The sequence below is a fragment of the Anaerophaga thermohalophila DSM 12881 genome, from assembly GCF_000191885.1.
GTDB classification, from domain to species: Bacteria; Bacteroidota; Bacteroidia; order Bacteroidales; family Marinilabiliaceae; genus Anaerophaga; species Anaerophaga thermohalophila.
On the sequence record NZ_AEWI01000011.1, the window covers coordinates 1 to 21,177 of the forward strand.

General features: G+C 40.8%; 14 protein-coding genes, 1 tRNA gene and 1 pseudogene. 12 read left to right on the forward strand and 4 right to left on the reverse strand.

Annotated elements, in window-relative coordinates; all coding sequences use genetic code 11:
• Positions 1–263 precede the first annotated feature (263 nt).
• Entirely contained in the window at positions 264–1,358 is a 1,095-nt protein-coding gene (locus ATH1_RS0103845) for an ATP-binding protein (RefSeq protein ID WP_211208061.1), read from the reverse strand.
• A 304-nt stretch (positions 1,359–1,662) separates the two neighbouring features.
• Between ATH1_RS0103845 and ATH1_RS0103850 the strand changes: the two genes are divergently transcribed.
• The 9 genes from ATH1_RS0103850 to ATH1_RS0103890 all read left to right on the forward strand — a co-directional run bounded on the left by ATH1_RS0103850 (position 1,663) and on the right by ATH1_RS0103890 (position 8,418).
• Entirely contained in the window at positions 1,663–2,226 is a 564-nt protein-coding gene (locus ATH1_RS0103850; RefSeq protein WP_010417798.1) for a hypothetical protein, read from the forward strand.
• 11 nt (positions 2,227–2,237) lie between these two features.
• Positions 2,238–2,993, forward strand: coding sequence for an IS21-like element helper ATPase IstB (gene istB, locus ATH1_RS0103855; protein ID WP_010417800.1), 756 nt, complete (start codon positions 2,238–2,240; stop codon positions 2,991–2,993).
• A 31-nt stretch (positions 2,994–3,024) separates the two neighbouring features.
• Complete coding sequence (locus tag ATH1_RS0103860; protein ID WP_010417803.1) at positions 3,025–3,339, forward strand: transposase; 315 nt, start codon at positions 3,025–3,027, stop codon at positions 3,337–3,339.
• Between the two features lie 128 nt (positions 3,340–3,467).
• Positions 3,468–4,409, forward strand: coding sequence for an integrase core domain-containing protein (locus ATH1_RS0103865; RefSeq protein WP_010417806.1), 942 nt, complete (start codon positions 3,468–3,470; stop codon positions 4,407–4,409).
• Between the two features lie 368 nt (positions 4,410–4,777).
• Positions 4,778–5,599 (forward strand): hypothetical protein, encoded by an 822-nt coding sequence (locus ATH1_RS0103870; RefSeq protein WP_010417807.1) that lies wholly within the window; start codon positions 4,778–4,780, stop codon positions 5,597–5,599.
• A gap of 90 nt (positions 5,600–5,689) precedes the next feature.
• Complete coding sequence (locus ATH1_RS0103875; RefSeq protein ID WP_010417810.1) at positions 5,690–5,986, forward strand: hypothetical protein; 297 nt, start codon at positions 5,690–5,692, stop codon at positions 5,984–5,986.
• 255 nt (positions 5,987–6,241) lie between these two features.
• A complete protein-coding gene (locus tag ATH1_RS18890) occupies positions 6,242–6,460 on the forward strand; it encodes a hypothetical protein (protein WP_010417812.1) in 219 nt (72 codons plus the stop codon).
• A gap of 360 nt (positions 6,461–6,820) precedes the next feature.
• Positions 6,821–7,609 (forward strand): type IV toxin-antitoxin system AbiEi family antitoxin, encoded by a 789-nt coding sequence (locus ATH1_RS0103885; protein ID WP_245531701.1) that lies wholly within the window; start codon positions 6,821–6,823, stop codon positions 7,607–7,609.
• A complete protein-coding gene (locus ATH1_RS0103890; protein ID WP_010417818.1) occupies positions 7,606–8,418 on the forward strand; it encodes a nucleotidyl transferase AbiEii/AbiGii toxin family protein in 813 nt (270 codons plus the stop codon). The genes ATH1_RS0103885 and ATH1_RS0103890 overlap by 4 nt, the downstream gene beginning before the upstream one ends.
• 184 nt (positions 8,419–8,602) lie before the next feature.
• Here the strand turns inward: ATH1_RS0103890 and ATH1_RS0103895 are convergent.
• Positions 8,603–8,676, reverse strand: a tRNA-Arg gene (locus tag ATH1_RS0103895).
• A gap of 197 nt (positions 8,677–8,873) precedes the next feature.
• Between ATH1_RS0103895 and ATH1_RS18895 the strand changes: the two genes are divergently transcribed.
• From ATH1_RS18895 to ATH1_RS0103905, 3 genes and pseudogenes are all read left to right on the forward strand, one after another.
• The gene (locus ATH1_RS18895; RefSeq protein WP_010417821.1) at positions 8,874–13,709 is read left to right on the forward strand and encodes a RecQ family ATP-dependent DNA helicase; all 4,836 of its coding nucleotides are present in this window, start codon (positions 8,874–8,876) and stop codon (positions 13,707–13,709) included.
• 207 nt (positions 13,710–13,916) lie between these two features.
• Positions 13,917–14,063, forward strand: a pseudogene (locus ATH1_RS22730) (PDDEXK nuclease domain-containing protein); the annotation flags it as partial.
• 3 nt (positions 14,064–14,066) lie between these two features.
• On the forward strand, positions 14,067–17,579 hold the full coding sequence (locus ATH1_RS0103905) for a DEAD/DEAH box helicase (RefSeq protein WP_010417827.1): 3,513 nt from the start codon (positions 14,067–14,069) through the stop codon (positions 17,577–17,579).
• Between the two features lie 90 nt (positions 17,580–17,669).
• On the opposite strand, the gene asnB is transcribed toward ATH1_RS0103905, so the two are convergent.
• Entirely contained in the window at positions 17,670–19,256 is a 1,587-nt protein-coding gene (gene asnB / locus ATH1_RS0103910) for an asparagine synthase B (RefSeq protein WP_010417830.1), read from the reverse strand.
• A gap of 646 nt (positions 19,257–19,902) precedes the next feature.
• Complete coding sequence (gene serB / locus ATH1_RS0103925; RefSeq protein WP_010417837.1) at positions 19,903–21,126, reverse strand: phosphoserine phosphatase SerB; 1,224 nt, start codon at positions 21,124–21,126, stop codon at positions 19,903–19,905.
• Positions 21,127–21,177: the final 51 nt, after the last annotated feature.

Consider the following 21,177-nt stretch of genomic DNA (forward strand, 5'->3'; position numbering starts at 1 on the left):
GTTTTTTGGGTGGCATTTTTCACAAGTTGGGTTAAGGTAATTTTTTATATGCAGGTCTGAATCCGGCAAAAGAAGAAGAAGATGTTTTCCTAATGCCTGTCTTCGTCTTTCAATTGAGTGCCATTTCATTTTATTGATTTTTTGTATCTTTTTGTGTGGGATTGTTCTTAATGGCTTGAGAAAAGTAATCAATGCTTTCTATTCATGTCATTTTCAGGTTTGATGAGTCTTTGGTGGTTCCAACAGGTGACAGAGCGTTTGATTTAATACAAAAAACCAAACAACCAAAGTGGAACGCTTTTGCCGGTTCCGATTTCAATATCGTCCGTGGCTATCAGGTAATTGTCAAGATGCCTGACCTGTGCGTGATTTTTACTTTTGCCCCCAACTTCAACAGTCAACCCATCAATGTAAAAATCGCCTCTATACGGGCAATTTACGTTGATCCCGGCATTCAACGTTTGATTTAAAACAAAGGTCTCCCGGACATTTCCAATGTCAGGATTCTCTTTTAAAGCGAAAGAGTAGTTCGGATTCTCCAGAAATATTTTATCCGGCTTTTGGAGTCTGGATACCCCTTTTCCTTCAGCAATCAACACATTTAGCAGTTTTGCCTCTCTCAATTGGTAGAGATATTGATACACACTATCCCGGCTCAAATCCAGTTTTCGGGCCAAAGCAGCAATATTGGGTTTAAATGGTACTGATTCAGCAATAACCCCCATCATTTTTTTGACCTTAGTTGCGGTTCCTGTATTGTAACCTGCAATGTAAGCGAGATCGGTTTCAATGATTGTATTGATTATTTGATTTAATTTTAAATGATAAGAATCTTCCCCTTCTGCAATTATGGGCAGATAACCGACCTGCAAATAGCGTTTAAATTCAGGTAATGGCCTTAGTTCCTCAGTTATTTGCCTGCTAATTTCCCGGTGATTATTAGTAATATCCTCAATCTTTATTGGACTAAAACTTAATCCCACTGTAAAAGAAAGAAATTCACGAAATGAAAGCCCCGGAAGGGTATATGTAATAACGCGCCGGCTCAGGTCTGCTTCTCCACGGTAGATATCAAGGGCGGAAGAAGCAGAGAAAATGACCTGCATTTCCGGAAGTCCGTCATAGATGTTTTTCAATTCAACCGACCAATTCGGGTACTTGTGGACTTCATCAATTATTAAAATCTTTCCGCCCTGTCTGTACCAGTCGTTTGCAGTGTCCAATAAAGTGTGGGTATAAAACCATGTATGATCAGCTGTTACGTAAAGCGCATTATCGGGCACACCTAAATCGTACTTCAAATATTGCAGCATGAGGGTCGTTTTTCCCGTTCCCCGGGGGCCCTTAATTCCAATCATCCGCTGTTCCCAATTAATTTGTTTATGCAAATACCTCCGAAAATCATTCCGGACAAACCGCAAAAGGTTTTCTTGAAACTCAATTAAAGATTCCATGACTGTCGATTTACTTCGACAAATTTAGTGTTTTTTTGTCAAATAATCTCGACAATTTACAAAATTTAAGGTTGCAAGTTGGTGAATTAAGGAATGTTTTCCCGGAGACTATTCTATATCCTGTTGCCTGTACATCCCTTTCTCCAAACTTTTTCAATATTCAGGTTTTTTTATTTTTGTGGCGGGATGTAACCGGAAAAACAATGTTGTGGCATTTAAAAGCAACTTTTATTCGGTTCCTACAGGCACTTATCAAAAGGGCATTACGCAGGTTATTTTGAAAGAAAAGGTTGAAACAATCGAAATATCCACCACTGAGGGAGTATTGATTTGTACCCACAAAAAAGCAACGGGTAAAGGGCAAACCATTTCCAACACCAATCATAGGCGCGACCGTTCAAAAAGCATTAAGCAAATGAGTGAATGGGTTGCCGGTCGGTTTTCTTCGTTAGATAAAGCCAACAGATACCTGGCCGAAATCAAAAGCCGCTATCCCCGATATATGCGTGATCAGTTGCAATTCCTGCATAAAGTCCTGCAACAAAGCAATGATGCTTCACTTAACGATAAAACACTGGACTTCTGCATTCAAAACCAACTCTATTCAGCCAATGAATTTGTACAGGCATGGCACGTTCTTGAAGCACAACAGGACACCCACATCAAACTTCCCGAGATAAAACCTCCGGGAAATAATGCAATATTAGCCAAAACCAATGAAACACCTTTAATCAGTGACATTGATGACTACGAATCTATTTTTAACGATTAAAACAAACTACCATGACAAAATCAGACGTTGTCAAACAACAATGCAAGACATTAAAACTTGCTTCGCTGGGCGCCACACTGGATGAAATCATCCAAAAAGCAGAAAAAGAGCAATGTACCTACCTGGAATTGGTTGGTTGGCTCATGGAAAAAGAGATACAAACCCGAAAAGCCAAAGACATGGAAACACGAATAAAGCAAGCACGATTACCGTTGAATTACAATTTAGACCTGTATGACTCTTCCGTTGACAACGGGCTGCAAACAGCCCAACTCAAACAAATCAGAGAGCTTAAATGGCTCGAACAAGGCTATAACTTGATTTTCATGGGGCCCTCCGGAACCGGAAAAACTTACCTGGCCGCGGGGCTGTGTTTTGATGCCATAGAACAAGGATACAAAGCTTATTTTAAGACCATGGAAGATGTTATTAAAATATTAAAAATGAAAGAGATAACGCGAACCGCCGCCAATGAATACAAGCGAATGATCAAGGCTCATTTGCTTGTTATTGACGATATTATGATGTTCCCCGTTACAAAACAGGAGGCAGTCGCCTTTTTTAACCTGATCAACGAATTACATGGAAAGACTTCTTTGATTATCACAACAAATAAGTCGCCTAAAGATTGGGTCGAGTTCCTTGAGGATAGCGTGATTGTTACCGCCATTCTTGACAGAATACTCTTTCGCTGCGATATCATAAAATTACAAGGAAAGGGATACCGAATGGCAAACCTGAAACAGCCCCTTAAACCATCGGACTAAGTTATAGAATAAAAACTATAACTTTACAACGATGAAAAAAAGAACATTTAGCAAAGAAGAAAAGCTTTCAATTATCCGGGAAGCAAGCCTTCATGGCGTAACGTCAACGTTAGAGAAGCATGGAGTATACCCGGCCTCTTACTATTGCTGGAAAAAGAAATATGACGAGATGGGTGAAGAAGGCTTTAATCACGGGATGACTCCGCAACATTTAAGGCGAATACGTGAGCTTGAAAAAGAGAATTCAGCCCTAAAACAACTACTTGCCGAAAAAGAGCTTGAGAACAAGCTAAAAGGAGAGTTGCTAAAAAAGAAACAAGCCTTGGAGAAAAAAAGGAGATTGTAACCAGGTATATCTACCAAGGCTTAAAGCGTGACCTGGTATTGAAAATAGTCGGCATAACAAAACATCAGCTTTATTATCGGGAAAAGGCCGGTAAACAAGGGCGAAGGCCATCGAAGACGACTTTGAAAATGGATGGTTCTAAACAATTAGAAGTTCCCAATGACGAGGTTGTAAAGGATATTAACACCATTGTTGAAGATCCCGATACAGATTACGGGTATCGCAAAATGACTTATGCATTAATGATTATTGGCTATTTAATCAATCATAAAAAGGTTTATCGATTAATGAAAGAAAACATGCAACTTAAAGAAAAACATACTCGTCAACCACGTCCATTTGTAAAATATCGTCGGGTTATTCCACGAGGGCCACTGCAGGTATTGGAAATGGACATAAAGCTTGTCTGGGTTGAAGAGTTCAGAAGGTATGCATTCATATTAACCGTAATAGATACTTTTACCAGGGTTTTATTAGGGCGAAAAACAGCTTACAGCATAAAAAAGTCAACAGTGAAAGAGCTTTGGGAGGAAATTATTGAAAATCACCTGCAGCCATATAATTGTCTTGACCGGGGAATAGATATTGAAATAAGAAATGACAATGATTCAAGATTTATTGCTGAGTCTGTTCGTATGTTTTTTAAAGAAAATAAGTTAACACAGGTCTTTACGCATCCTTATACGCCACAGGAAAACGGTCATATTGAAAGTTTTCACGCCATTCTTTCAAGAAAGCTAAACCGATACAGATTCTGGTCAATTGATGAATTGGAACAATGCTTAACTTTGTTTTATGAAAAATACAACAACCACAGGCTTCACAGTTCAACACTGTATTTGCCACCAATGGTCTTTTGGCAGCAATGGGAGTTGGGAAACATAAGCATGGATATTAATTTCAAAAAACGTGCAACTAAATTCAGGCTGTTAATTCCATACCATCAACTATCGGGTAATATGAGCCTGAAGGGTGTTCCTTGCCCTCATCTGAAACCCCTCAATGGGGTTGAAGATGAGTCGAAAAATGAAATGAACGGCGCCGTTACATTTCAACAACCATCGGTATAATAATCGCCTTCGGTTGTTCCTTGCCGATACAAATATCGGCAGAAATATTTATGTTTGTATTATCCTCTATAACGATTGTCCGATTTTTCGGGGGCTAAACCAAACCAAAAAAATTTCTTTGAATTTAACAATTAATCATCCTATTTTTAATCCAAAATCATGTATCCTTATTTGCCGAAAATGATACATATTTAATTGCCGGTAACAAGATAGGTTTAAGCGGACCAGACTTTTTTGGTTCTTTTTGGGGCAGTGCCATAAAGAACAATGGAAAATAAATTTGAAACAGGTTGCTGACTTTTTCAGCAGCCTCTAATTATTTTTGATTTACATTTATTGTACGAGATTAAATAAAAACAATATGCGCCATGTTCGAAATTAAAAAATTTCACAAGGATGTTTTTGTTGATGGAAATATAATTTTTGACACAGACAAAGAAGTATCTTACTTGGATTTAGTAGCTTATTCAAATATAAGGAAAGACCAATGTATAGAGGTTATATCTGCTGATAAATCATTAGAAGATAACGGTACGATAATTAAGTATGTAAATAATGACAAAATTTGCCAAGACGACGTTATATATTACGCGGCTGGAGAAATTTCTAGTTATGGGAATGAAATTGTTATAGAAAATCCTTACCGTTGTATCTACTCATACAATTATAATATATACGGAATGGGGGAAGTTTTAGACCGGACCAAGGATATAGATGATTTATCTACGGAAGATACTACTGAATATAATCCATATAGAAATTGCTGCTTGTCAAAAAATATCCATCGATTGATTTATCTCTCCGTTTTCTCAAATTATGAACTCTTCATGATGGAGATACTAATAATATGTTATTCAAGATTTCCTAAAGTTAAAAAGATGTACAACAGCAGAAAAAGATTTAATGGGCTGACAGAAGAGAAAGTTATTGAGAAATTGAGGAGCTATCCGTACAATAATTTCGAAGAGGTTGAAAACCTTTTTTCAACTTTACTCGGAATTAAAATACCTGATTACAAATATTTAAAAAATGCATACGAGAAGAGACATGATATTGCACACAGATATAATATCTCAAAGGATGGAGGGATAATTGATATCTCAAAAGAACAACTTGAAGATCATGTCAGGAATACAAATAAATTTGTTTATAATCTATTTGAGAAAGTGATTGATGTGGTATATCAATAGCAATGAGCTTTTGAGAAGTTAGAACAAGATCCTATGAGTTGATGAAAATGGCCGCATTGACGTAACTTTTTATGGGATTGGATTAACAAGGTGAGCGAAAAAGCTGATAAAACTGGAACAATAAAAGTTACAGATAATTATATTGGTAAAGTGCTATCTGAATACCCCGAAAAAGAAGAGCCTTGGCCACCAAGGGAAATTTGCAAGATTATCGAAAAAATCGAAACTCAGCATTTAAAAAGCAGATTTTTTTCTGGTGCCTTTAATAAAAGAAGCCTTTCAATAAGAGGGCCTTTTGACGGGGGAGAGATTGAAAGAGGTCACGCTAAGTATTTCAGGACACAAGCTAATCAATTAATTCAAGTTTCCCACTTCTGTAAACCTTGAAAAAAAGGGATAAAAAATAAAAAAAAGCAGGGGTTTTTTATGATTTAATTTGCTATATTTGAGGTAATTACAAGATAAAAAGCAAAATCATCAACAAACCACTAGTTATGTCATCAAAAATAGGAAAATTAAGCGAATTAGAAAACGTTCTATGCCATAATGAAACGAGCATGACTAAGATTGTCATAAAAGAACATGTATAAGTTTTTGCATGCGAGTTCCATTCGACCAATAACTTAGACTAATTTTATACGGATGAAACCACTTGAACAACAAGTGACCAGCTTGCGTTTACACGACATGGAGCGCCGCTGGAAAGCCCTGGTGGAAACCAGAAGGCAACATGAACTAACCTTAAATGAGGGCCTTGAAATTCTACTACAAGTTGAGCAGCAGGATCGTAAATTAAGCGATTTGAACGGCTTCATAAATCGGCCCGTTTTCGTTATCAGGCCTCCATCGAAGGGCTTTTAAGTTTCTTATCAGAGGTAGCCATTATTGAATCAGAGCTGATGAACCTTACATCCGGAAAATTCCAAATCAGATTGGAATGAAAAACGAATGGGGATGCCCTGCTCCGTGAATCAGGGAAAAACTTTTGCTAAAACTTTTGCCTATAAAAAAGCACACATTGCGGTAGTCTTCTTCCACGGGTAACTTAATTATACCGGGATAGTCAATGTATTGTCCCAAACTTTAACTAATTTTACCAGAAAGTGAAAAAATCTAATTGCTGAATTGCTGAAAAAATATGAAGATGGTTGTAGATTTCTGAAATATGTTTTAAATTGCATTTATCTACATTTAACGTAGTATATTGCAAATAAAAATATGATGGAAAGAGGTCAACTTGAACAAGTCATATACGATATCCGGGCATCCGGGCGATATTCCTTTTCCTGGGATGATGTCAGAGAGGAAATGGAACTCACAGATAAAGCTTTGAGGCAAGGCCTGTACCGGATGAAGCAAAAACGCCGAATTGCCCCTGTTCGGAAGGGATTCTATGTCATTATTACACCCGAATATTCCAGTCATGGACAGCTGCCGCCCCATTTATTTTTAGACGACATGATGCAATGGTTAGGACGTCGGTATTACGTAGGGTTGCTATCAGCCGCTGCACTATATGGAGCTGCTCATCAACAACCGATGAAATATTATGTGGTTATCGAACCCCCTTCCATGAGAAATATTCAAAAAGGTGATCTGTCAATTGATTTTTTTGTCAAAAAGAGCTGGAGTGAAAAAGATGTGATTCAGAAAAAAACAGATGCGGGGTATCTGAACGTATCCATTCCAGAAATCACCGCTTTGGATTTATTGACTTATGGAAGTTTTGGCATAAACCGGATTTATACCATTTTAGAAGAACTTTCAGAGGAAATGAAACAAAGCTCGCTGACAAGAGTGTCACAATACTTTCCTGTCAGTTCCGTTCAGCGGCTTGGCTATTTGCTGGACAAAGAGCTTGGCGATAAAAAGCTTGCGCAGGGAATGCTGAAAGGGATGAAAGAGAGAGACAAATATTCCGTTTTATTGCAAAAAGACGGAGTCCAACAAGGAAATGAAGACAAGGATTGGCAAGTAATTAAAAATACGACCATAGAAAGTGACTTATGATACCACGCCGATATATTGATGAGTGGCAGAAATATGCACCCTGGCCGGATGTGGCCCAGGTAGAACAAGACCTGATCATAGAAAGGGCACTTGTGGAAATGTTTTCTGATGATTTTCTAGCCGAACATCTGGCCTTTCGTGGAGGTACTGCTTTGCATAAGTTGTTTCTGAAACCCCAGGTCAGATATTCAGAAGATATTGACCTTGTGCAGGTAAAGGATGGTCCCATTAAGCCCATTTTGCAGAAAATCCGAGAAAGGATGAAGTTTCTTGGAACCAGACGGAGTATTAAGCAAAATGAAAACAACAACACCATTCTTTATCGGTTTGAGTCAGAAGTTCCGCCGGTTATTAACCTGCGGTTGAAAATTGAAATCAATTGCAGGAAGCACCAATCTGTATTGGGAATTCAAAGAACGAATTTTGAATCATCAAGCACCTGGTTTAGAGGAAGCAGTCTGATTTCCACATATGAAATAGAAGAATTGCTTGGGACAAAAGCCCGGGCATTGTATCAACGAAGAAAAGGGCGTGATTTGTTTGATCTATATTGGGCAGTGAAACATCTCGACCCTGATTTAGAAAAAATAGGCTTCTGCTATAAAAAATATATGGAATTTGTGGTAGAAAAAGTTCCAACTTTCAAACAATTCCGTAACAACATTGAAGAAAAAATGGTGAATCCGGACTTTATAGGGGATATGTCCGGGCTGGTCCGCTCGGGAACAGAATATGACCTCACTGAAGCTTATCAATGGTTCATGGAGGATATGTTGATTCATTTACATGATGCTAAAATCGGAAAATAGGACCTCTGTTTTTCTTCTTTCCACCATCGCACAATTTTAATACAACAAAAGAAAATTAAGAGCCCGGTCTAAAAAGCATCTTTGTTGCCAAACTCGTTGTTGTTTTAAATGAATGGGTCTAAAAATTAAAAAGCTGAAAATCAAACGATTTACAGCTTAATGTTTTTAGATGAATGTGGTGATGTGATCCGGGCGGGATTCGAACCCACGACCGACAGCTTAGAAGGCTGTTGCTCTATCCAGCTGAGCTACCGGACCTTTTTTTTATGCGGTGCAAAGATAGGAAAAAGTTATTAAAGACCATGGCGCAATTTCACTTTTAGCACGACGATAGTGTATTGCCAATTTTTTCAAACGACTGTGAAAACTATTTTTATTATATTGATGCGGAATTGCCGGAATTTAATGGAGTAAAATGATTTGCTCCGGTAATTAATTAAGTGGTTTTTGCGACGATGAGCACCATTGTTTTTTTAGATACCGAAACAGAACCTCAATCCCATAAAATTCTGGACATGGGGTGTGTCTCTGATGATGGGAAACAATTGCATTCTTCCCGTATCGAAGAGATTGTGTCGGTAGTCAGGGAGGCTGATTTTTTATGCGGACATAATTTTTTGAATTACGACTGGAATTTTCTTCGACCTCATTTGCAAGGGTATGGTTTTGATAGTTCTCAAATAATAGATACCCTTTTTTTATCCCCTTTATTATTTCCTGCAAGACCCTATCATGCGCTTTTGAAAGATGACAAAATCCTGAATGATGAACTTAATAATCCGTTAAGCGATGCCATAAAAGCCCGCCTGCTTTTTGATGATGAGGTTTCTGCTTTTTGGAGGCTAAAGCCCGGATTTAGAGAGCTTTTGTTTTTATTATTGCACAACAGGCCCGGATTTGCAGCATTTTTCAGCTTTGTTGAATATGAAGCCCTGGCCCGCGATGCGGTTGAGGTAATTGGCCAACTGTTTCATAACGATATTTGTTTGAACGCGGATATAAAGAGATTAGTGGCCGATAATCCCGTTGAATTGGCATACACTTTAGCCTTGATAAATTCTCAAAGCCGTTATTCTATCACTCCGCCATGGGTCTTAAAAAATTTTCCTGAAGTAGAAAGTGTTTTCGCGTCATTACGTAACCATCCATGTATTGAGGGATGTGACTATTGTCGCAGTAAACTTGATGCACGGCAAGGACTAAAAACATTTTTCGGATTTAATTCCTTCCGTACTTATGAGGGTTCCCCTTTGCAGGAACAGGCGGTTCGGGCCGCTTTGGAGGGCAAGTCGTTGCTTGCTGTTTTTCCTACCGGTGGGGGAAAGTCCGTTACTTTTCAGTTGCCGGCTCTTATGCAGGGTGAATCGGTAAAAGGTCTTACCGTTGTTATTTCCCCTTTGCAATCTTTAATGAAAGACCAGGTGGATAATCTTGAAAAACAAGGCATTACCGAAGCAGTTACCATTAACGGATTACTTGACCCAATCGAGCGGGCAAACTCTCTTGAACGCGTTGAAGATGGATCTGCATCCATTCTGTATATTTCGCCCGAATCGCTACGTTCAATGACCATTGAAAGAGCTTTGCTCGGACGCAATGTTGTTCGTTTTGTGATTGATGAGGCGCACTGTTTTTCATCCTGGGGACAGGATTTCAGGGTTGATTATCTTTACATCGGAGAATTTATTAAATCTCTGACGGTTAAGAAGAATCTGGATAGGATGATTCCTGTTTCCTGCTTTACGGCCACCGCTAAGAATAAGGTTATTGATGATATACGCGCTTATTTTCTCGATAAATTATCATTGAATCTAACGGTTTTTCGCGCAGCTGCTTCGAGGAAAAACCTGCATTACAAGGTTATTGAGAGGGACACTGAGGAGTCGAAGTATCAGACGGTACGACTTCTGATTGAAGAGAAGCAATGCCCGACCATTATTTATGTTTCACGTACCCATCGTGCCTACAAACTGGCAAAAAGGTTGGCAGATGATGGCATTGACGCTCTTCCGTATCACGGCAAAATGCCGGTGGATGAGAAAACAGCCAATCAAAATGCGTTTTTAGGTGGAGAAGTTTCCGTGATGGTAGCCACTTCAGCTTTTGGGATGGGGGTGGACAAGAAAGATGTGGGGATGGTGGTTCATTTTGATATTTCCGACTCGCTGGAAAATTATATCCAGGAGGCCGGTCGGGCAGGGCGTGATGAGAATATTTCGGCCGACTGCTACGTGTTATTCAACGAAGATGATCTGGGAAAGCATTTTGTTATGCTGAATCAGACGAAACTCAGTATTCGTGAGATTCAACAAGTCTGGAAAGCGATCAAGGAAACCACCCGTTTTCGGAAGACCGTATCCAATTCGGCGCTTGAAATTGCCCGTAAAGCAGGGTGGGATGATGAGGTAATGGATATTGAAAACCGGGTGACGGCAGCTATCGCCGCGCTCGAAGATGCCGGCTATATTAAGCGCGGACAAAATATGCCCCGGATTTTTGCCAACAGTATTTTGTCGCGCAATGCTCAGGATGCTATTGATAAAATCTACGCTTCTGCAAGGTTTGACGAAAAGCAAAAAGAAAAGGCAATACGGATCATTCGTAAATTGTTTTCTGCCAGGAGTCGCAAAGAAGCTGCGGGTGAAGAAGGAGAGACACGCATTGATTATATTTCCGATCATCTCGGAATTGTTAAGGAAGAGGTGATTCGAATCATTGGTCTTTTGAGAGAAGAAAAAATCCTGGCCGACACCAAAGACCTCACAGCTTTTATCAGGAAAGGTGAGAATAGCAGTCAGTCGCAAAAAATAACCGGAATTTACAGGCAACTGGAACGTTTCCTTTTGCCCCGCGTCAGTGAGGAAGAGAAAACTTATCATATTAAAGAACTTAATGAGCTGGCTGAAGAGCAGGGCATTGCTGACATAACGCCCGATAAGATTAAAACCGTTCTGAACTTCTGGGCCATTAAAAACTGGATTAAGAAAAAATATCTCGAAGGGTCAGGAAATCATCTTGTGGTCATCAGTCAAATGCCCATTGAAAACCTTATCCGGAAAATGGAGAAACGTCATATTCTTTCCGGCTTCGTCATTGATTATCTCTTCGGAAAAAGTAATGAGGCAGAACAGAAGGATCAGGTTTTGGTGAATTTTTCAGTGCATGAATTAAAGGAGGCTTATGAACAGCAAAATCAGCTGTTTAAAGAGAATGTTTCGCTTCAGGATATCGAAGATACGTTGTTTTATCTTTCCCGTATTGGAGCCATCAGGATTGAAGGCGGGTTTCTGGTCATATACAATAAGCTGACCATCGACCGCCTCGAGGAGGACAATAAAATACGGTACAAAAATGAAGATTATCAGAAATTAAAGCAGCATTACGAGAATAAGACACAACAAATTCATATCGTGGGAGAGTATGCCCGCAAAATGGTTGATGATTACAAAGGAGCGCTTCAGTTTGTGGATGACTATTTTCAGCTCAACTATGATTCTTTTTTGAATAAGTACTTTCCTGGAAGTCGCAAAGAAGAAATCCACCGCAGCATAACCCCGGCAAGATTTCATCAGTTGTTCGGGGAATTGTCGGCCCCTCAGCTGAATATTATCAAGGACAACCAATCGCCTTATATTGCCGTTGCTGCCGGACCCGGAAGCGGAAAGACCAAAATACTGGTGCACAAACTGGCCTCGCTACTGTTGATGGAAGATGTGAAACAGGAACAATTGCTGATGCTGACTTTCTCACGTGCTGCTGCAACAGAGTTTAAAAAGCGTATTTTGCAAATGATCGGGAATGCCGCCAATTTTTTGGAGATCAAAACATTTCATTCTTATTGTTTCGACTTGCTCGGCCGAGTGGGAACACTCGAAAAAGCCGAGACAATAATTGAAACAGCAGTAGAAAGGATTAAATCCGGCGATATTGAACCGGTTCGTATTACAAAGACAGTACTCGTTATTGATGAGGCTCAGGATATGAATGCTGCCGAATACGCCCTGGTAGAAGTTTTGATGGATAAAAATCCGGAAATGCGGGTGGTAGCTGTGGGTGATGACGATCAGAATATTTATGAATTCAGGGGTGGCAGTGCAGCCTTTCTGGAGCAGTTTATCAGGGAAAAGCAGGCTGTCGTCTATCAGCTTACCGAAAACTTCCGTAGTAAAAGGAATCTGGTTCACTTTACCAATGCTTTTGCAAGTACCATTTCGCACCGGTTGAAAACAATTCCTGTCGAAGCCGGACAAACAGACAATGGAAATATCCGGATAATACGCCATCAAAGCGAACACCAGATCGTTCCTTTGGTCAGGGATATATTAAATACCCCGCTGAAGGGAACTACCGGGGTTTTGACCAGAACCAACAACGAGGCCCTTCAGGTGACGGGTTTGTTGATTGAAAACGGCATGAAAGCCCGCCTGGTTCAAAGTAACGAGGGATTTAGTCTGGCCAGTCTCGACGAAATCAGGTTTTTCTGCAACCAACTTGCTGGGGGTGAACATATTTTGGTTATTGATGACGATGCATGGCAGCATGCTGTAAGGAAACTGAAAAATGCATTTTCACATAGCTCAAACCTTGAACTTTGTCTTCGTTTAATTGCAGATTTTGAAGCCGTGAATACGGCAAAAAAGTACTTCTCCGATTTTGAAATTTTCCTGCAGGAATCACGGCTCGAAGATTTTACCGGGAATCCCGGGGAAACCATTATTGTTTCTACGATGCACAAGGCCAAAGGCAAAGAGTACGACAACGTATTTCTGATGCCCGGCATCTGGAAACCTGTTGATGATGAACAAAAACGGCTGATGTACGTGGCCATGACACGGGCCAAATCGTTTCTTTCTATTCATCTCAGAGGCGACTGGCTTGATGGTGCTGCATTCGTTGACGGATTGAAACTTTATTCAGACTCCAGAAAGTGGGAGTTACCTGACATTCTGAGCATTCAGTTAACACATAAAGATGTGTGGCTCGGTTTTTTCAAAAGAAGGCAACGTTGGATTTCAAATCTTGTTGCCGGCGATGAATTGAAGGCTGTGAATCAGGAGTGCCGCACTGCTGACGGGCAAGTTGTTCTCAGGTTTTCCCGTCGTTTTCAGGAAACCGTTGACTCGTTGGCCCGCCAGGGATATGTACTTAAAGACGCAAGAGTTAACTTTGTAGTGTGGTGGAACGATGAAGAAGAAGGGAAGGAGATCAGGATTGTGTTACCACAAGTGCATTTTGAAATAGTGAAACAGCCATATCCAGAAAACCAAAACTGCAAATCAAGAAAGAATTAAAAGAACTAAGAGAAAACCAAAAAGTAACCCCGGATATAGTATTCAGAGACCCTTATGTTCTTGACTTCTTGGGTTTAGAAGACAATTTCAGTGAATGAAACGAGCATGGCAAAGTTTGCCACAATAAGAATGTGTATAAGTTCTTGCATGCGAGTTCCATCAGACCAATAACTTAGACTTATTTTATACTGATGAAATCTTGAAGAAGCCATTTTGAGAGAACTGGAAAAATTCCTGATGGAGCTCGGTCAAGGATTTACATTTGTAGAGCGCCAAAAAAGAATGCTAATTGATGGAGAAAGTCACAAACTGGATTTGCTTTTAATAGATACACGAATTTTAAACAAAAGATAAATAATGGCTAAATACGGACAAACATGGTGGGGTGAAGAATGGCTCAAAGCTCTTTCGCATATCGATTATTCAAATCGTTTACCGCGAGGAAGAGCTTATGCCAATAAGGGTGCTGTTCAGGAAATCATATTTAATGGCAGCACGATAAATGCCAAAGTAAGGGGTACGCGTCCAAAGCCGTATAGCGTTACCATAAAGGTACCTGCTTTTTCGGAGGAGGGGAAGAGAACTTTGCTTGATGCCATTATCGGTAATCCTCTGTTGTTGTCGAAGCTTTTAAACAGAGAATTGCCGGTTGCGCTAAACAGTCTTGCCCGGGAGAAGGGGATAAAAATTTTTCCGCAACGCTGGGACGATCTGGAGATGGAATGTTCCTGTCCCGATTGGGCCGTTCCCTGTAAACATCTTGCAGCTGTTATTAATGTAATAGCGAATGAAATTGATCGCAATCCATTTGTTGTATTTAAGATACATGGTTTTGACATTATTGAAGAATTGAAGAAAAAAGGGTTGGAGGCAGTGGATGAAAGGGTGACGATTCCTGCAACGGATGAATGGAAAGTGGAAGCCGGGGGAGATTTTGACGAAGCGATGATTAATGGAGATGTGGACAATATTGATTTTTCCGGAATCAGGGATTTGCGCGAAGATTTGTTCTCTCTCCTGGAGGAAAAGCCTCTTTTTTATTCTTCAGATTTTAAAGCAGCTCTGGATAAAATATACCGGAAAACCGCGAATACTGTCTCACGCCTTCTGAAAGACGAAGGAAGTTACGATCAGGATATTCCTGCTAATTACGAAAAGTATGATCGGGTACGACTGTATGTGTCCGACGGGCTATTTTTTTCAGAAGCCAGGATTTATGAAAATGATGAAGTGCTGATTATTAAAAATGTCCGTGAATTAGTTGATTTTCTATCCGGAATACCTCCCAAATTCATCAAGAAGTTGGAACCGGGGTTATCATTACTCTATTTTAGCTATCATTATACATTAAAGCTTGTAGAAAAATCGGCCATGATACCCCAATTGGTTAAACTTTCCGGGCGTGGTGGCTATGCCGTTCGATGGATTCCCGCAATTTTAAATGATGAAGTGAAGGCAGTGACAGATTTAATAACGAAAGTTTTTTCGGTGCCCCTGGTCATTATCGATGGTAAGCAGAGCATTCTGAGTCCTGAAGAGCAGACCAAAAGTCTGGTGTCAATCTTTGCTCGTTATTTTATCCGTGAAGCCGGTCAGGAGCAAAAATTAATGGAAGAGCCTGCTTCCCGGATTTTTATTGATGATTATTTCTGGCGTTTTGACAGGTTGGGGGAGAAGGAAATTCCTGCATCTATTCAGCGTTGGTTGGATCGTTTTTTTGTCTCTCACCAGGTTTTTACCCCTGTTGTGCAGATAGATGAAGAAAAAAAAGAGGGGCTGTTCAGGCTTAGCGTGTTGGTGGAAAACAACAGGGAACCGCTAAAAGCGCCGGTGAGTTTGGAGCAGGTAATGAATGACAACAACTATACGCACACCCGGATGGAGATTCTACGAAGCATCGATCTTTTAACCGGCTCATTTTCTGCTCTTGAGAGGATAATTGCATCTTCAGGGCGCGAGTCCCCCTTGTTTACTCAGGATGAGCTTCCGGAAGTGCTGTTCAATGTGCTTCCCTTAATAAAATTGTCGGGTATAAAGGTTGTTCTCCCTCAATCGTTAAAAAAACTGGTGCGGCCTAAAGCTACCGTAGCCTTGTTGTCAAATGAAGTGGATAGTTCTAAATCCTTTTTGAAGCTGGATGAGATACTTAAATTTCAGTGGAAAGTTGCGCTGGGGGATCAATTTCTGGACCCTTCAGAATTTAGTGAGCTGGTAAAAGGGTTATCGGGAATTGTAAAACTGAAGGAACAATATGTCTATCTCAACCAGGCTGATGTGAAGGCCTTGATGGATAATCTGCGAAAACAGGAGAGCCTGGACAGGAGTCAGATGTTGCAGGCTGCCATTAGTGGTGAATACAACGGGGCAAAGATTCTTATTGATGATAAAACCAGAGCGTTGATCGATGAATTGTTTCAGACCCGCGAAGTTGAGTTGCCCCGGGGATTGAATGCTACCATGAGACCCTATCAGAAACGAGGTTTCGACTGGCTGTTTAAAAATATCCGGTTGGGATTCGGTAGTATCATTGCCGATGATATGGGGCTTGGTAAAACCCTTCAGGTCATCGCTGTAATTTTGAAGCTAAAAAGGGAGGGTGCATTGAGCCGACAGAGGGTTTTGGTAGTGGTGCCTACGACTTTGCTTTCCAACTGGCAAAAGGAACTTGATAAATTTGCTCCTGAACTGTTGTATTCTGTTTATCATGGTACTGCAAGAGAACTGAATGTCGAAGCTGATGTGGTTATTAGCAGCTATGGAGTGGTGCGGAGTGATATTGATCAGTTATCGAAAATAAAGTGGCAGGTGGTGGTTATTGATGAAGCTCAGAATATAAAAAATCCTAATGCTGCCCAGACCAAAGCTGTTAAGAAATTAAAGTCTGCGATTCGTCTGGCAATGAGTGGTACCCCTGTCGAAAACCGACTTTCTGAATATTGGAGTATTTTTGATTTTACCAATAAAGGCTACCTGGGATCACGGAAAAAGTTTTCTGAAAATTTTGCTAAGCCTATTGAGCAAAACCGTGATAAGGCTAAGTTGAAGTATTTCCTGAAAATTACCGGGCCGTTTATCTTGCGGCGGATGAAAACAGACAAATCAATCATTGATGATCTCCCTGAAAAAGTAGAAAACGATTTTTTTGCTTCTCTGACTAAAGAGCAGGCAGCTATTTATCAGAATGTGCTTGATAATATTATGCGTGAAATCAGTGGTGTTGATGTCAATGAGGAAGATGGTAAAATTCAGCGTAAGGGGTTGGTGCTAAAATTAATTATGGCCCTCAAGCAGATATGCAACCATCCCTCTCAATACCTGAAAAAGAACGACTATTCGCCTGATTTATCCGGTAAAGCAGGAGTGTTTCTTAATCTTGTTAATAATATTATTGAGAATGATGACAAGGTGCTGGTATTTACGCAGTTCAGGGAGATGGGGGTTATATTGCAGCATCTGATAAAAGAGACGTTCGATATGAATGCCATGTTTTTGCATGGCGGGACTACCCGAAAACAGAGGGATGAAATGGTGGAGAAGTTTCAGAATAATCCACACGAAAAAGTTTTTATTTTGTCGATTAAAGCGGCCGGAACCGGTCTGAATCTTACTGCAGCTAACCATGTAATTCATTACGATTTGTGGTGGAATCCCGCTGTAGAATCACAGGCCACAGATCGTGCTTTTCGAATAGGACAGCATAAAAATGTGATGGTTTATCGCCTGATTACACAAGGCACTTTTGAAGAGAAAATTAATAAAATGCTCACCAATAAAAAGGAACTGGCTAATTTAACTGTGGCTTCCGGAGAAAAATGGGTGGGTGACTTATCAGATAACGAGTTGAAAGAACTTTTTACTTTGAGTGAATAAAATAAATCCGGCAGCATTCCCTTTTTACTTTGAAAGGGGATGCTCCGGATTTTTTCTCATAGTTCAGGTATTTTGAGGTGTTTTATTGGTTCACTCTCCACTCTTCCCATAATTAGGCAATACCCTTGCACTGGGATCGTCCACATTACAGTTTTCCCATTCTTTGTTGGGCATCCAGAAATCTTTGATGAGGTCTGCTCTGCCGGGAAAATGGCTTTCAAAAATGTCGCGGTACATCAACGATTCTTTAGAAAATGGTGTCGCGAACGGATATTTCGCTTTAGCCCTTTGCAGGTCTTCATCGCTGTATAGTGCTTCAGCATAAGCTTTCAGATAATCCACCACGCTGTGTCCCACTGCGTCCGAGAAGGCCGCTTTTTCGCGATACAGGATATCCTTTGGCAAATAATCGCCTTCAAAAGCTTTACGGAGGAGATACTTTCCAATGCCGGTGTAGTTCATTTTCTTTTCGGGGCGAATGGCCATAACATATTTTACAAAGTCAAGATCGCCAAAAGGAACGCGTGCCTCAAGTCCGTTGGATGAGATACAGCGGTCGGCTCTGAGAACATCGTACATGTAAATTTCCCGCAGCCGCTTTTCTGCCTCTGCCTGGAAAGCTTCCGGCGAAGGTGCAAAATCGGTGTATTTGTAACCGAAGATTTCATCGCTGATCTCACCGGTCATCAGTACCCTGATGTCGGTGTTTTCACGAATGTATCTGCTGACAATATACATCCCCATGGAAGCCCGTATGGTTGTGATGTCCCATGTTTCAATGTTGTAAATAAGGGTACTGAGTGTATCGAAAATATCCTGTTTCGAAAAAAGTACTTCAGTATGGTCGGCACCAAGAAAATCGGCCACCTGCCGGGCATATTTAGTGTCGATTGGGCCGTCTTCTATTCCTACGGCAAATGTACGAATGGGCTTATTTGTCATGCGTGCAGCAATGGCACATACAAGACTTGAATCCAGTCCTCCGCTAAGGAGAAAACCCAGCGGAGCATCGCTATCCATTCGCTTTTCAACCGCCCTGGTCAACTTTTTGTTTATTTCGTTGAAAATGGTTGCCTGCTCATCATCATGGAAAGAATCTACTTTGGCAATATCGTGGTAGCAGACAAATTGATCGCCGTCGTAACAGTAACCCGGCGGAAAGGGGTATACCTCTTTGCAGATGTCATGCAAAGCCTTCATTTCGCTGGCAAAGATAATTTCACCGCCGGTTGTGTATCCATAAAACATTGGACGAATACCAATAGGGTCACGGGCGGCCATGTATTTGTTCTTTTTGCCGTCGTAAATGACACAGGCAAATTCGGCATCCAGAGATTGAGCCATCCCGACGATTCCTTTTTCCAGGTACAGGGGAATCAACACTTCGCAGTCACTTGATGATTTGAAATGAAACGCTTTTTCATAGTATTTTTTCCACTGACGGAAGTTGTATATTTCTCCGTTACAAATGAGACTGATGTGTTTATATTCAAGGGGTTGATTACCATTGTCAGATAAATCCATGATTTTCAAACGGTGAAAGCCCATCCAGCCGTTATTGCCGAGGTCTTTCATCACGGTATTGTCGGGACCACGGTACTGCAACTTCTTAAAGTCATGGACAATCTGCAATCTGTGCATCTGGTCGCTTCCGGTGTAAACAGTAAATCCACACATCGTAATCGGGTTTTTAAAATTCCAGTAGATTATTAATTGTAATGTTTGTAGCTACAAAAGTAACAAATTAAAATTAAAAACAAATGTATTACTTACGAATTTTAATAAAATCGTCAAAAAAACTTTTGATTGAGTTTCTATGAGGTTTAAAAGGGCGAAGGATGAAACGGTAGAATGGTGGAATGGTAGAAAGGTTGAAAAGGGAAAGGGTGGAAAGGCAGGAGGCGCTGCATTTCAAGGTGGGACTTTGGGATACTTTTGGATGATACAAAACTCAGGGAATGACCTTAAGTGGCTTTGTCTCTGGAATCGTTATTTTTTAAGAATGACAGTACCGGGCTGTTGTCATTCTGAGTATCTACCCAAAAAATTTTGGCGCAGAATGCATTTATGACAGAACTTGGAGTTTCCTGAAAGGCACCGATTATTAACAATCTGATTTTTTGCTTATTACAAAAATCTGTCATTGGTAGCTTTGCGAAGAATCTCATCAATAACAAAAGATGTTTGAAAAGAAAAGAAGCGACAATTAACCTGCTGTAAAAGAGGAGATTCTTCATCGTTCCTCCTCAGAATGACATTTGCCTCAACCTCAACCTCAACCTCAACCTCAACCTTAACCTTAACCTCAACCTGATCCTTCTTCCTATTGATTAATTTCCCGGTCTCTGAAGCCGAGCAGGTAGAGAATGGCATCGAGTCCGATGGTAGAAATGGCGTGTTTGGCCGAGGCTTTAACTTTTGGTTTGGCATGGAAGGCAATGCCCAGGCCTGCTTCGCGCAACATTGGCAGATCGTTGGAGCCGTCACCGACAGCGATCACCTGGGCAAGGTTAATATCTTCTTTGAAAGCAAGGAGTTTGAGCAGTTCGGCTTTTTTCTGACCATTAATGATTTCACCGATATGGCGACCGGTCAATTTGCCGTCTTTAATTTCTAGTTCGTTGGCAAACACATAATCAATGTTAAGCTTGTTTTTCAGATGGTTACCGAAATAGGTAAAACCGCCCGAAAGGATAGCTGTGCGGTACCCATATTTTTTCAGTGTTTTAAACAGTCTTTCGGCACCTTCGGTCAGTGGCAGTGATTCGGCCACCTCTTTCATTACCGATTCATCGAGTCCTTTGAGGAGAGCTACCCGTTGTTTAAAGCTTTCGTTGAAATCTATTTCCCCGCGCATAGCCGATTCGGTGATGGCACTCACTTTGTCGTATACACCTGCTTTGCGTGCCAGTTCATCAATCACCTCGGTTTGAATGAGAGTGGAATCCATATCGAAGCAGATCAGCCGGCGGTTGCGTCTGTAAATATTATCTTCCTGGAAGGCAATATCCACGCCGCTGGTACCGGTAATTTCAATGAAACGGGTTTTCATTTTTTCGATATCGGCAGGTGTTCCCCTCACGGAGAATTCCACCACCGATTTGGTTTTGCCATCCGGCTCGTCCAGAGGGATACGACCACTCAAACGTGATATGATGTCGATGTTGAGTTTCTGGTCAGATATTTCCTTTGTGACAGCTGCGAGTTGACGGGCGGTTAGCTTAGGCGACAACAGAGTAATGATATAGCGTTCTTTCCCCTGGTTGTTGACCCAATCCTCGTATTGCTCTTCGCTGACGGGCGTGAACTTAACGTTGAGACCAATCTCATAGGCTTTGAAAAGTATATCCTTAAGAATTGGTGACGACTCCGATTTAGCAGGTACTTCAAACAGAATACCAAGACCCAGATCCTGATGTATTACAGCCTGGCCAATATCCAGGATGTTTACGTTGTATTGTGCAAGAATACCGGTCAGCGCTGCTGTTTGTCCCGGTTTGTCTTCTCCGCTGATGTTCAGTAGTATAACTTCTCTTTTGTGGCTCATGAATTTTATTTGAATGAATCGAGCATAGTAACGTTTTCCACAACAAGAACA

What these genes read in the sequence shown, in the direction of transcription:
- serB (WP_010417837.1), bottom strand. Translation starts at nt 21,126, where the DNA reads ATGAGCCACAAAAGAGAAGTTATACTACTGAACATCAGCGGAGAAGAC.
- ATH1_RS0103885 (WP_245531701.1), top strand. Translation starts at nt 6,821, where the DNA reads ATGGAAAGAGGTCAACTTGAACAAGTCATATACGATATCCGGGCATCC.
- ATH1_RS0103845 (WP_211208061.1), bottom strand. Translation starts at nt 1,358, where the DNA reads ATGATTGGAATTAAGGGCCCCCGGGGAACGGGAAAAACGACCCTCATG.
- ATH1_RS0103860 (WP_010417803.1), top strand. Translation starts at nt 3,025, where the DNA reads ATGAAAAAAAGAACATTTAGCAAAGAAGAAAAGCTTTCAATTATCCGG.
- asnB (WP_010417830.1), bottom strand. Translation starts at nt 19,256, where the DNA reads ATGTGTGGATTTACTGTTTACACCGGAAGCGACCAGATGCACAGATTG.
- ATH1_RS0103865 (WP_010417806.1), top strand. Translation starts at nt 3,468, where the DNA reads ATGGATGGTTCTAAACAATTAGAAGTTCCCAATGACGAGGTTGTAAAG.
- ATH1_RS0103890 (WP_010417818.1), top strand. Translation starts at nt 7,606, where the DNA reads ATGATACCACGCCGATATATTGATGAGTGGCAGAAATATGCACCCTGG.
- ATH1_RS0103870 (WP_010417807.1), top strand. Translation starts at nt 4,778, where the DNA reads ATGTTCGAAATTAAAAAATTTCACAAGGATGTTTTTGTTGATGGAAAT.
- istB (WP_010417800.1), top strand. Translation starts at nt 2,238, where the DNA reads ATGACAAAATCAGACGTTGTCAAACAACAATGCAAGACATTAAAACTT.
- ATH1_RS0103905 (WP_010417827.1), top strand. Translation starts at nt 14,067, where the DNA reads ATGGCTAAATACGGACAAACATGGTGGGGTGAAGAATGGCTCAAAGCT.
- ATH1_RS18895 (WP_010417821.1), top strand. Translation starts at nt 8,874, where the DNA reads ATGAGCACCATTGTTTTTTTAGATACCGAAACAGAACCTCAATCCCAT.
- ATH1_RS18890 (WP_010417812.1), top strand. Translation starts at nt 6,242, where the DNA reads ATGAAACCACTTGAACAACAAGTGACCAGCTTGCGTTTACACGACATG.